General features: G+C 31.2%; 10 protein-coding genes and 1 pseudogene. 5 read left to right on the forward strand and 6 right to left on the reverse strand.

What is annotated here, in order from left to right:
* From L6Q46_RS08075 to tsaD, 4 genes and pseudogenes are all read right to left on the reverse strand, one after another.
* Positions 1–534 (reverse strand): annotated as a pseudogene (locus tag L6Q46_RS08075) (zinc metalloprotease); the annotation flags it as partial.
* Between the two features lie 238 nt (positions 535–772).
* A complete protein-coding gene (locus L6Q46_RS08080) occupies positions 773–1,411 on the reverse strand; it encodes a DUF4159 domain-containing protein (RefSeq protein ID WP_291283878.1) in 639 nt (212 codons plus the stop codon).
* Positions 1,404–2,108: a 16S rRNA (uracil(1498)-N(3))-methyltransferase gene (locus tag L6Q46_RS08085; RefSeq protein ID WP_291283879.1), complete on the reverse strand. Its 705-nt coding sequence runs from the start codon at positions 2,106–2,108 to the stop codon at positions 1,404–1,406. The genes L6Q46_RS08080 and L6Q46_RS08085 overlap by 8 nt, the downstream gene beginning before the upstream one ends.
* Before the next feature lie 5 nt (positions 2,109–2,113).
* Positions 2,114–3,136: a tRNA (adenosine(37)-N6)-threonylcarbamoyltransferase complex transferase subunit TsaD gene (tsaD, locus tag L6Q46_RS08090; RefSeq protein ID WP_291283880.1), complete on the reverse strand. Its 1,023-nt coding sequence runs from the start codon at positions 3,134–3,136 to the stop codon at positions 2,114–2,116.
* Positions 3,137–3,298: 162 nt separating this feature from the next.
* Here tsaD and L6Q46_RS08095 point away from each other — a divergent pair, with 162 nt between their 5' ends.
* The 5 genes from L6Q46_RS08095 (at position 3,299) to L6Q46_RS08115 (ending at position 11,286) form a co-directional block, all read left to right on the forward strand.
* Complete coding sequence (locus L6Q46_RS08095; RefSeq protein WP_291283881.1) at positions 3,299–7,738, forward strand: translocation/assembly module TamB domain-containing protein; 4,440 nt, start codon at positions 3,299–3,301, stop codon at positions 7,736–7,738.
* A gap of 136 nt (positions 7,739–7,874) precedes the next feature.
* Positions 7,875–8,861, forward strand: a complete 987-nt coding sequence (pfkA, locus tag L6Q46_RS08100) for a 6-phosphofructokinase (protein ID WP_111567212.1) — start codon at positions 7,875–7,877, stop codon at positions 8,859–8,861.
* A gap of 27 nt (positions 8,862–8,888) precedes the next feature.
* Entirely contained in the window at positions 8,889–9,899 is a 1,011-nt protein-coding gene (gap, locus tag L6Q46_RS08105; RefSeq protein WP_291283882.1) for a type I glyceraldehyde-3-phosphate dehydrogenase, read from the forward strand.
* Between the two features lie 74 nt (positions 9,900–9,973).
* Complete coding sequence (locus L6Q46_RS08110) at positions 9,974–10,825, forward strand: N-acetylglucosamine kinase (protein ID WP_291283883.1); 852 nt, start codon at positions 9,974–9,976, stop codon at positions 10,823–10,825.
* Between the two features lie 89 nt (positions 10,826–10,914).
* Positions 10,915–11,286, forward strand: coding sequence for a methylglyoxal synthase (locus L6Q46_RS08115; RefSeq protein ID WP_026725788.1), 372 nt, complete (start codon positions 10,915–10,917; stop codon positions 11,284–11,286).
* Positions 11,287–11,362: 76 nt separating this feature from the next.
* Here the strand turns inward: L6Q46_RS08115 and L6Q46_RS08120 are convergent, their stop codons facing one another.
* A complete protein-coding gene (locus tag L6Q46_RS08120; protein ID WP_291283884.1) occupies positions 11,363–11,971 on the reverse strand; it encodes a hypothetical protein in 609 nt (202 codons plus the stop codon).
* Positions 11,972–12,153: 182 nt separating this feature from the next.
* Positions 12,154–12,672, reverse strand: a complete 519-nt coding sequence (locus L6Q46_RS08125) for a hypothetical protein (protein ID WP_291283885.1) — start codon at positions 12,670–12,672, stop codon at positions 12,154–12,156.
* Between the last annotated feature and the right edge of the window lie 113 nt (positions 12,673–12,785).

A 12,785-nucleotide genomic window follows, 5' to 3' on the forward strand; every position in this document is an offset into this window, starting at 1 on the left:
CCAAATGTTAAGTTTTGTAGTTGGTGATGTTGGATTTAAACCACCTTGACTAGTTTTTTTCATAGCATCTCTTGTTCCCCAAGATGTTTTTTTAGTTGATTTTCTGTAAACAGCGTCTAATACAAATGTAATTCCAACATTAGCTTTAACACCTGAGAAAGTAGTAGGTACTTGGTTAAAATCGCTATTTAAAGCATTAAAATCTTTATTAAGCACATCAATTTGAGATTGAATTTGAGTCAAAGAGATGTTTTCAGCAGCTGTTCTATATAATACGTTTACAACAACAGGAATTTCAATTCTGCCATTAACTAACCTTCCGTTTGTAATTGCATTTTGAGTGAAATTTTCAATTTCTTGCATTTTTGCAGCTAATTCTGGATTTTCTCTTAGCTGTTGCTCGTGAACTTCATGAGAAGCACAACCTCTATGTCTGTGTGCCGTTGCTGTAGATTCGGTTGAAGTGTTTGATTCATCATTACTACATGAAACTAATAACAGTAAAGAAACTGCTGATAAAAGGATTTTTTTCATAAATAATACATTTTAGTTAGTTGATATGGTTAGTTAACATTTTTATAACGATTTTTTTATTTTTTTAGTATAATGTTTGTGTTTCTTTACATTAAATCAAAGTTTATGTAAAAATTATGTAACACTATTTTTCGTTTAAAAATGATAATAAATCAAAATTAAAAGGTATTGAAAAATAAATTGCTGTAGTTTTTCTGCATATTTTAATAAAAATTAATTTTTTCTTCAAAAGAAAAAATTAATTTTTAAATGCATAATTTAATATGTTAGCTCCCATTTTTAGGGCTTTTTCTCTAACACTTTGAGGATTGTTATGAACTTCTGTATCTTCCCAACCATCACCTAAATCAGTTTCGTAGGTGTAAAGAAGTACAATTCTACCTTCTATAAAGATTCCAAAAGCTTGTGGTTTTTGATTGTCGTGTTCGTGAATTTTTGGTAATCCGCTAGGAAAATTAAAAGGTTCTTGAAATAAAATGTGGTTGGAAGGAATTTCTGTTAACAGATTATCAGGAAATATTTTTTTGATTTCTTTTCTAATGTATTCGTTCATTCCGTAATTGTCATCAATATGTAAAAATCCTCCAGAAGTTAAATAATTACGAAGATTAATAACATCATTTGCACTGAAAACTACATTTCCATGTCCTGTCATGTGAACGTAAGGATAGGAGAAAATTTCTGAACTCCCAACATCAACCGTAGCAATTTTAGTATTGATTTTAGTATTGATGTTTTGATTGCAAAATTTAGCCAAATTAGGTAAAGATGTCGGATTCGCATACCAATCGCCACCACCAGAATATTTAGCAACAGCGATTTCTTGAGAAAATCCCAAATTCAAAACTAATAATAATATGACTAAAATTCTATTCATTTATCAAAGCAATTGTATGACAAGCTACTAAAGCTGCGGTTTCTGTTCGTAATCTTGTATTACCCAAAGTTACAGGAATAAATTCATTTTCAATAGCCAAATTGATTTCTTTTGTTGAAAAATCACCTTCTGGTCCAATCAAAATAGTAACTTTCTCATCTTTGTTGACTTCGTTTTTAAGCGATTTTTTATCCGTTTCTTCGCAATGTGCAATGAATTTTTGTCCGTCAATATTTAATTTTACGAATTGTGCGAATGAAATCGGTTCATTAATTTTTGGAATATAATAATGAAGTGATTGTTTCATCGCGGCTTGAATGATTTTTTCCGCTCGATCAATTTTGTAAACTTTTCGTTCAGAATGATCGCAAATTATTGGCGTGATTTCGTGAATACCAATTTCGGTTGCTTTTTCTAAAAACCATTCCAATCGGTCATTCATTTTAGTAGGAGCAACGGCAATATGAGTATAAAATTTTTCAGGTTCTTGAAAGGTTTCTTTTGTGATTTTTACTTCACATTTTTTCTCAGAAGCTAAAATAATTTCCGATTGAAATAAAAAACCTAATCCATTAGTAATAAATATTTTATCACTTTCTTTTTTACGTAAAACTTTAACAATATGTTTGCTTTCTTCTTTGTCAAAAAAGAAAGTTGTATCGCCTTGTTTTATATCAGAATTATAGAATAGTTGCATAAGTTTTAAAATTCAATTCGTGCTTTAGAAGTCACATCAGCTTGACTGAAATTTTCTTCTAAAAAATTATAATATCCTACAATTCCAATCATCGCAGCATTATCGGTTGTATATTCAAATTTTGGAATGTAGGATTTCCATCCGTATTTTTTTTCTGCTTCTTTCAATGTAGTTCGAATTCCTGAATTTGCAGAAACACCACCGCCAATTGCAATTTGGTTAATTCCAGTTTCTGCAACAGCCATTTTTAATTTATCCATTAAAATATTGATAATGGTATATTGAATTGAAGCACAAATATCCGCTTTATTTTCTTCTATGAAATTTGGGTTTATTGCTACATTTTTTTGGATGAAATATAAAATTTGAGTTTTTAAACCGCTAAAACTAAAGTTCAAACCATCTACTTTTGGTTTTGTAAACGGAAACGCTTTCGGATTTCCCTCTTGTGCAAATTTATCAATCAAAGGTCCTCCAGGATAAGGAAGTCCTAGAATTTTAGCACTTTTGTCAAAAGCTTCACCCACCGCGTCATCAGTAGTTTCTCCAATAATTTCCAAATCAAAAAAGCTATTCACTTTCACAATTTGAGTATGTCCACCCGAAATGGTTAACGCTAAAAAAGGAAAAGTCGGTTTATCAAAACCTTCTTCGTCAATAAAATGTGCTAAAATATGCGCTTTCATGTGATTCACAGCAACCAAAGGAATATCCAAAGCCATACTCATCGATTTCGCAAATGAACCTCCAACTAACAACGAACCCATTAATCCAGGACCTTGTGTAAATGCGATACAATTTAAATCGTTTTTGTTAATTCCTGCTTTTTTAATTGCCACATCTACTACCGGAACAATGTTTTGTTGGTGCGCTCTCGAAGCTAATTCTGGAACTACACCACCATATTCTTCGTGAATCGCTTGTCTAGCCACAATATTTGACAAAACAACGTCGTTACATAGTACAGCTGCAGACGTATCATCACACGAACTTTCGATAGCTAAAGTATATATTTTTCTTTCTGACATTTTAGGCATGAAATTTGAATTAAAGATATTGTAATTATCCTACAAAATTCCTTATTTTTGTTGGGTTATACTCCAAGTTAATTAATTGGTAGCAAATTTAAAACAAAAGAACGTATCAAAAAATTTAAAAAAATACTATTTCGTTCCCTAATCGCAATTTTATTGCTGTTTCTATTATTGGGTATACTTTTGTCGTTACCTTTTGTGCAAACTGCTTTAGGAAAGTACGCTACAGATAGTTTAAATGAATCATTTGGAACTAATATTTCTATTGAAAAAGTCGCCATTACGCCTTTTGGAAGTGTAAAACTTGGCGATGTTTTAGTTTTAGATCACCATAAAGATACCTTGTTTTACATTAAGAAATTAAATACGTCAATATTAAGTTTTAAGAAAATCTACGATCCAGGTCATCCGTATTTGAAAGATGTGGTGTTGCATGGAATGGATGTTCGCATTGTAAATTACAAAAACGAAGATTATACGAACTTAGATAAATTCATTGAAGCTTTTGATGATGGTTCGCCTTCTTCGGGAAAATTTAGAATGAAAGCGAATAAGATGACGGTTTATAACAGTCGTTTTCAATACATCGATTACAATCTTCAAACTCCAAAAATGCTTGATTTTACTCAACTTAATGGTAAAATTGAAGATTTTTTAATCAAAGGTCCAAATGTTTATACGTTTATAGACAAGTTGTCTTTCAAAGATCATCGTGGGTTGTTAGTCGAAAATATTACGGCTGATTTTACGTATACCAAGAAAAATATCTTGTTAGATCAATTGGCAATGAAAACGCCTTCATCTGAAATGAAAGGTAGAGTAGAATTGAAGTACAACAGAAAAGATTTTTCAGATTTTAATAACAAAGTTATTTTTGATGTTCAGTTTGATAAAGCTACGATTGCTTCAAACGATTTGAATTATTTTTACAATGAATTCGGAAAAAATAATGTCTTTTATGTAGATACGCATTTGGTTGGGACATTGAATAATTTCACGACTCATAATCTTAAATTAGTAGATAAAAATCAATCAGAAATTATTGGAACTGCTAATTTTAGAAATCTTTTTGGAAAAGGAAATCAAGAGTTTTACATGAAAGGAAACTTTGATCGAATTACTTCCAATTACGAAGATTTGAAATCGATTCTTCCTCGAATTTTAGGTAATAATTTACCATCGGTTTTAGCTAAATTAGGAAATGTAAATATTGCTGGAGATGTTGAATTAACTCAAAAATATATCAATGCCGATGTTTCGATGTTATCGCAATTAGGTTATTTGGAAGGTAATTTAGCGATGCAAAACATCAATAATATTGATAATGCTTCGTATCAAGGAAATATTAAGTTAGATGCTTTTGATTTAGGAACACTTTTAAGTGAAAAGCAGATTGGAAAAACTACTTTAGATTTAGATGTTGACGGAAAAGGTTTCACTCAAAAATTATTGAATACAGCTATCAAAGGAAAAATTGATAAGTTTTATTACAACGGATATAATTATCAAAACATTACGGTTGATGGAAGCATGAAAATGCCATATTACAAAGGCTATTTCAATAGTAATGATCCTAATTTAAAAATGGATTTTGATGGAACTATCGACTTAAGTTTGAAAGCTAAAAACTACGATTTTAAAGCCCAAATTGACTATGCCGATTTGCATATCTTAAATTTCTATAAAACTGATTCTATTTCTATTTTCAAAGGAAATATCGATTTTAAAGCTAATGGAAATTCAATTGATGATTTAGCGGGAGTACTTCATGTAAATAATGTTTCATATCAAAATAGTAAAGATTCCTACTTTTTTGATGATTTTGAAGTAACTTCTTCTTTTGATGCGGAACGAGTTCGAACCATTGAAATTAATTCTGCTGATATCATTACAGGTCAAATTGTAGGGAAATACAAAGTAAATCAAGTGCAAAAAATGGTAGAAAATGCGCTTGGAAGTTTATATGCCAATTATTCACCAAATAAATTAGAAAAAGGGCAATTCATAAATTTTGATTTAACTATCTATGATAAAATCGTAGAAGTTTTTATTCCCGATGTAAAAATATCGGAAAACACTAAAGCAAAAGGAAAAATAAATGGTGATGAAGGAAAGTTTGTTTTCGATTTTACCTCGCCAAATATTATTGTATATGAAAATACAATTGAAAATATTAGTATTGATATCGATAATAAGAATCCACTATATAATGCTTACATAACTGTCGATTCTATTAAAAACGATAAATATAAAATTGCAGATTTCAATTTGATTAATCTTACTTTAAATGATACATTATTTGTTCGTTCTGAGTTTAAAGGTGGTCCAAAAAGCGAAGATTCGTATGATTTAAACTTGTATCATACCATTAATGAAGACAAGCAATCTATTGTAGGTTTTAAAAAATCGGAGATTAAATTCAAAGACTATGTTTGGTTTATCAACGAACAAGAAACAGAAGACAATAAAATTGTATTTGATAAAAAGTTTAAAGATTTTAATTTCGAAAAGTTAACATTATCACACAACAATCAAAAGATTGATTTCTTTGGAACCATGCGTGATTCTACTTATAAAGATTTTAAATTAACCTTTGATGATGTTGATTTAAATAAGGTAACGCCTGCATTAGATAGTTTATCATTTGGCGGAAAAATTAACGGAAATATTACCTACAAGCAAGATAGAAATAAGTATGAACCTGTCTCGAATTTAACCATAGATAGTTTAAAAATCAATCAGTTTTTATTAGGTGATTTAGATTTCAAAATTGAAGGAAACGAAAATTTCAATCAGTTTAAAGTGAATTCTAGCTTAAAACAAGATGGTCAAGAACACTTTTTCTTAGATGGAAATGTAAATTTTGTTGGGCAACAATCAAGTTTAGATTTAGTTGCTGGTTTTGAAAAATTTAATTTAGCTCCATTTGGCTCTTTATTAGGAAGTGTTTTATCGGATGTTAGAGGAAACGCAACAGGTAGAACTACTATTGGAGGTTCTTTAACTAAGCCCGAAATGGATGGTCGTTTATATTTAAATGATGCTGGAATGCGTGTTCCATACCTAAACGTTGACTATGCCTTTGAAAAAAATGCTATTGTAGATTTAACCGAACATCAATTTAGTTTGAGAAAAATTGAAGTAACCGATACTAAATACAAAACAAAAGGTGTAATTGATGGTACAATTCGACATGAAAATCTTGGTGATTGGGAACTCGATTTACATCTAATTTCTGATAATATTTTGGCTTTAGATACTAAAGATTCAGAAGATGCTTATTATTATGGAACTGCTTTTATGAAAGGTAAAGCTAGTATTACAGGTTCAGTAGATGCATTAAATATCAAAGTAGCGGGTGAATCTGAAAAAGGAACTTCAATAAAAATTCCAGTTAATGATGAAGAAGATTTAGGAAACAATTCCTTTATTAACTTTATGACTACAGAAGAATATCAGAAATCGCTATTGGGTAAAATTGCAAAAGAAAATAAATATCAAGGATTAGAACTCGATTTTAATTTTGATATAGATACCGATGCTGATATTGAGATTATTCTAAATCGCGAAACAGGTCATGCCATGAAAGGAACTGGTGTAGGCTCTATGCAAATGAATATAAACACATTGGGTAAATTTGAAATGTTTGGAGATTTTATTGTTCAAGAAGGGCAATATAATTTTAAATATGGAGGAATTATTGATAAAAAATTTAATGTAGAAAAAGGAGGAACTATTCGCTGGGATGGTGAACCAATGGATGCCGTTTTAGATTTAAAAGCAACTTATAAAACGTTAGCAAATCCAGCAGTTTTGGTAGAGAGTGCTTCATTTAATAGAAAAGTAGATACAAATGTAACTATTTTACTAAACGGAAATTTAAGCAATCCACAGCCTGATTTTAATATTGATTTCCCAACGGTAAGTTCCGTTTTAAAAAGTGAAATCGATTACAAATTACAAGACAAAGATACACGTCAAACACAAGCTTTTGCTTTAATGGCTACGGGTTCATTTGTAACTGCTGAATCAACTGGAAATGCAGCTTATGGTTCGTTAATTGAAGGCGCAAGTTCTATCATTAACGGCTTATTTGCTGATGCAGATAGTAACTTACAATTAGGTTTAGATTATTCGCAAGGAAATAGACTAACGGAGGTTTCGGATAGAGTTGGTGTAACAATGAATACACGAATTAACGACCGAATTTCGATAAACGGAAAAGTCGGTGTTCCTGTTGGAGGTGTAACAGAATCGGTTATTGTAGGTAATTTAGAAGTCTTAATTCAAATTAATGAAGACGGAACTTTAAATGCACATGTTTTCAATCGTGAAAACGATATCAATTATGTAGGAGAAGGTATTGGTTATACGCAAGGATTAGGAATAACCTACAATGTGGAATTCAATACTTTCAAAGAAATGATGCAAAAAATATTTAGTAAAAACAAAAAGAAAGACGATACATCAAAATCACAAGATGAATTGCCAGATTCTGAGTTTCCACCTGAATTTATTGAGTTCATTAATCAAAGAAAAACAAAATCTAACGATGCTACAAAACAAGAGCAAATTAGAGTTCCTGAAATCGATTAATTCGTAGTTTTTTAGTAGAAAAATCAAAAAGTTATTAACGAAAACGTTTGAATTTGCAACTATAATTAAATAGTTTGCAAGAATCGCTGTTTTTTAATTTTTCGTTTTATAACTTTACATAAACAATCAAAATAATATGTCGACAAAGATTAAAAGAGTAGGTGTTTTAACTTCTGGAGGAGATTCTCCTGGAATGAATGCTGCTATTCGTGCTGTGGTTAGAGCTTGTGCTTATTATAATGTAGAATGTGTTGGTATTTACAGAGGATACCAAGGAATGATAGAAGGTGACTTTAAAGAAATGGGACCTCGTGATGTGAAAAACATTATTAACAAAGGTGGAACTATTTTAAAATCGGCACGTTCGGCAGATTTTCGTACAGCAGAAGGAAGAAAAAAAGCTTACGACAATTTAGTAGCGGCTGGAATTGATTCATTTGTAGTAATTGGTGGTGATGGTAGTTTTACTGGAGCCGAAATTTTCAATGAAGAATACGGATTTCCTGTAATTGGAATTCCTGGTACTATTGATAACGATATTTTTGGAACAAGTCATACTTTAGGATACGATACGGCTTTAAATACTGTAATTGATGCTATCGATAAAATTAGAGACACCGCAAATTCACACAACCGATTATTTTTCGTTGAAGTAATGGGAAGAGACGCAGGTCATATCGCTCTAAATGCTGGAATTGGAGCAGGAGCAGAGGAAATTCTAATTCCTGAAGAAGATTTTGGTTTAGACCGATTAGTAGAATCGTTAAAAAGAAGTAAAGGTTCAGGAAAAACTTCAAGTATTGTCGTAGTTTCCGAAGGAGATAAAATTGGTAAAAACGTTTTCGAATTAAAAGATTACATCGAAGAAAATATGCCAGAATATGACGTTCGTGTTTCGGTTTTAGGACACATGCAACGTGGTGGTTCTCCATCTTGTTTTGACCGAGTTTTAGCTTCGCGATTGGGAGTTAAAGCAGTTGAAACTTTATTAGAAGGAAAATCAAATTTCATGGTAGGTTTATATCAAGATAAAGTAACCTTAACACCACTAGAACAAGCCATTAAAGGACAAAGTGAAATCGATATGGAATTGGTAAAAGTATCCGATATCGTATCATCATAACAAAATAGTAAATTAAAGAAAAGAAAAATGTCAAAAGTAAAATTAGGAATTAACGGATTCGGAAGAATCGGAAGAATTGTATTTAGAGAAACATTCAACAGAGATAATGTAGAAGTAGTAGCCATCAACGATTTATTAGATGTAGAGCATTTGGCTTATCTATTAAAATACGATTCAGTTCATGGTCGTTTTAATGGAAAAGTAGAAGTAAAAGAGGGAAAATTATATGTTAACGATAAATTTATTCGTGTAACAGCAGAAAGAGATCCCAAATTAATTAAATGGGATGACAAAGATATTGATGTTGATGTTGTTGCAGAATGTACAGGAATTTTTACCACTTTAGAAACCGCTCAAGCGCATATTGATGGTGGTGCGAAAAAAGTTGTAATTTCTTCTCCTTCGGCTGATGCACCAATGTTTGTAATGGGAGTAAATCATACAGAAGCAAAAGCTACAGATACGATTGTTTCAAATGCTTCATGTACAACAAACTGTTTAGCGCCTTTAGCAAAAGTTATCAACGATAATTTCGGAATTGTAGAAGGTTTAATGACAACAGTTCACTCATCAACGGCAACACAAATGGTAGCTGATGGTCCTTCTAAAAAAGACTGGAGAGGCGGTCGTGCTGCAAGTGTCAACATTATTCCATCATCAACAGGAGCTGCAAAAGCAGTTGGAAAAGTGATTCCAGCATTAAACGGAAAATTAACAGGAATGTCGTTCCGTGTACCAACAGTTGATGTTTCTGTAGTAGATTTAACAGTTAAATTAGCTAAAGAAACTACTTATGAAGAAATCATGAAAGTACTTAAAAATGCTTCTGAAACTTCAATGAAAGGTATTTTAGGATTTACAGAAGACGATGTAGTTTCTCAAGATTTTGTGGGCGATTCAAGAACTTCTGTGGTAGATGCTAAAGCCGGAATCGGATTAAACTCAACTTTCTTTAAATTGGTTTCTTGGTACGATAACGAATATGGTTATTCAAGTAAATTAATTGATTTATCAGTGCATGTTGCTGGTTTAAAATAATATTTCTTTAAAAAAATCCCGTTACATTTGTGTGCGGGATTTTTTATTCCCAAAACTAAACTAACACCAACCAAATGAAATTACTTGTTGACAGTGGTTCTACAAAAGCCGATTGGATTGCAATTGATGATAACGGAAAAGTATTATTCACTACTCAAACTTTAGGATTAAACCCTGAAGTATTACAAAAAGAAGAAATTATCAATCGTTTAGACGATAAATTTGATATTTCGCACAACAAAGACAAAGCAACACATTTGTTCTTCTACGGAGCAGGTTGTGGAACCGACCGAATGAAAGACTTCTTAACCTTAGTTTTTCAAGATTATTTTACAAATGCTTCTGTTGTGGTTCATGAAGACACATATGCTGCGGTGTATGCTACAACACCAAAAGACGAAAAAGCTATTGTTTGTATCTTAGGAACTGGTTCAAACTGTTCTTATTTTGATGGGAAAATTTTGCATCAAAAAGTACAATCGCTGGGTTATATTGCAATGGATGATTGTTCTGGAAATCGTTTTGGACGTCATTTGATTCGCGGGTATTATTTTGGTAAAATGCCAAAAGAATTAGCACAAGAATTTGAAGAAGAATACAACGTAGATGCCGATTATATTAAACAAAACTTATATAAAGAACCAAATCCAAATGCGTACTTAGCAACATTTGCAAAATTCTTAATCAAACACAAAGACACCGAATTCTGCCAAAAATTCATTCAGGAAGAAATGGAAGCTTTTGTAGAAAATTATATTGAACAGTTCGAAAATTGCAAAGAAGTTCCCGTTCATTTTATTGGCTCGATTGCGTTTTATTTGAAAGATGAATTAACGGAAGTATTAAAAAAACACGGAATTACAATAGGGAATGTGTTACGAAGACCAATCGATGGTTTAATTGAGTATCACGTTTTAAACAAGTAAAAAATAAAATTAAAGTAGTTAAAATCTCAAATCATAAGCAATTGATTTGGGATTTTTTCTTTTTATCTTTGTAAGGAAATTAATTACTCATGGAAATAGCCATTATAGCACACGACGGAAAAAAAGCCGACATGGTGCAGTTTTTAAATAAGAACAAAACCATTTTATCCAAAGAAAAAATAAAAATTATTGCTACTGGAACCACTGGCGGAAGGGCAGAAGCAGCCGGTTTTAAAGTAAAGAAAATGCTTTCAGGACCTCTAGGTGGTGATGCTCAAATTGCAGCACGCGTAGCAGAAGGAAAAACCAAAATGGTATTATTTTTCAAAGATCCAAATTCCAGTCACGCTCACGAAGCGGATATTAACATGCTGATTCGTATTTGCGATGTTCACAATGTACCTTTAGCAACTAATGAAGCTACTGCTCAGTTGTTGTTATTAGGTTTGGATGAAGTTTAGAGTTTTATTTTATAGGTGCGGAATATAATTCCACGCTATCTGGTAAAACCTGTCTTAGTGGTAGTAGTTAGTATATTTATTTTTCTTCCAGTAAAGGTTTAAAATCTAATTTGCCAATACTCTTAAGGGTCTCTCTCAAAATATCCATATACATATTGAAATCTTGATTTTGATTTTTCAAAGATATGATTGTGAATATTAGCAGATAAGATTTTTGCATGGTTCTTAATTCATTGATTAAGTTTTCTACTTGGCTAATTTTATAAATTCCTGATCTTTTTTCGTAACCTTTTTTGGTCGCTTTACTATGTCTTAGGCTAAAAAAATCTTTATCCATATTGCCATCGAAATCTTTCCAACCTATACGATAGGAGCCATGCGCAAATGAGTTTCTTATTTCTGTTATTTTATCTAGCGATTTTGAAAGATTGTCATTTATTTTAATTAGTTCTGGTAACTCTTTATAGTTATCCGCTAATAGTGAATCAAATGAAATTTTTAACGAAGAAGCTACCATACCTGAAAGCAAAGTTTGTATATTTCTTTTTTCAAGTTCTGTGTAATTTCGTTTGTAGATAATTTTCGGAATACCAAAAGGAATTACTGAAATGGCCATATCAAAGTAGACAAAAAATTCGCCAATGATTTTACTTTGATAATCTTCATCTGATTTCGTGAAATTCATTTAAATGCTTTTTTACAGGGATGTTAATTACTATTATCGCCAACGTTCTGCGGCTTGCTCTCAGTGGCGTTGAGCCAACACCAAGCCATTACAAATATAACAAAACATTCCATTCAGCTGCGGATTTTCCGTAGGAAAATCCGAAAGTAGCCATTGAAGCAAACCGCTGTTAGAGGCAGTTTTTATTTTCGTAATAAATCCCATTCGGTTACGTAGCTACTTTTTTCTATTTCGGTAATTTCAATAGAATTTGGCTTTATTTCATTTCCATCTTCATCATAAAATTTCCATTTTTCAGTTACAAAGCCAAAATTAATTTCTGCTCCACCTTCACAACTTGTATTTCGATTTATTTTCCCAATTCTATAAATTCCTTTCGCTTTTATTTTTCCATTTTCATAATAATAAATCCATTCACCATATTTGTAACTATAATATTCATCACATAATCCAGCAACACAACATTGTTTGTATGAATCTAAGATATAATTTCCTGATTCTTTTAATTGTCCATTTTCATAAAATTCATTATAAAATCCGATTCTTAAACCCGTTAAACTATCTGTGTTTACTACATTCTTAATTTTTCCATTTTGATAATGTTCAACTTTGGTATTTATTTTGGTTAAATCCAAATTTAATTTAGAGCTTTTGCAACTAAATAAAATTAATATAATGAATAAATAAAGTGTTGATTTCATTGAGTTTTTTCAAAATTGCCTCTAACTAGTAAATAACAACATAAAGTTATTACGTTTAGCTAATATATATAAAATCCCCACAAAAATTGTGAGGATTTCAAATTATAAAGTCT

This window comes from Flavobacterium sp. (genome assembly GCF_023151265.1).
Classification (GTDB): domain Bacteria; phylum Bacteroidota; class Bacteroidia; order Flavobacteriales; family Flavobacteriaceae; genus Flavobacterium.

Coding starts and splice junctions, on each gene's coding strand:
- L6Q46_RS08080 (WP_291283878.1), bottom strand. CDS start 1,411: ATGAATAGAATTTTAGTCATATTATTATTAGTTTTGAATTTGGGATTT.
- L6Q46_RS08085 (WP_291283879.1), bottom strand. CDS start 2,108: ATGCAACTATTCTATAATTCTGATATAAAACAAGGCGATACAACTTTC.
- tsaD (WP_291283880.1), bottom strand. CDS start 3,136: ATGTCAGAAAGAAAAATATATACTTTAGCTATCGAAAGTTCGTGTGAT.
- pfkA (WP_111567212.1), top strand. CDS start 7,875: ATGTCGACAAAGATTAAAAGAGTAGGTGTTTTAACTTCTGGAGGAGAT.
- gap (WP_291283882.1), top strand. CDS start 8,889: ATGTCAAAAGTAAAATTAGGAATTAACGGATTCGGAAGAATCGGAAGA.
- L6Q46_RS08110 (WP_291283883.1), top strand. CDS start 9,974: ATGAAATTACTTGTTGACAGTGGTTCTACAAAAGCCGATTGGATTGCA.
- L6Q46_RS08115 (WP_026725788.1), top strand. CDS start 10,915: ATGGAAATAGCCATTATAGCACACGACGGAAAAAAAGCCGACATGGTG.
- L6Q46_RS08120 (WP_291283884.1), bottom strand. CDS start 11,971: ATGAATTTCACGAAATCAGATGAAGATTATCAAAGTAAAATCATTGGC.
- L6Q46_RS08125 (WP_291283885.1), bottom strand. CDS start 12,672: ATGAAATCAACACTTTATTTATTCATTATATTAATTTTATTTAGTTGC.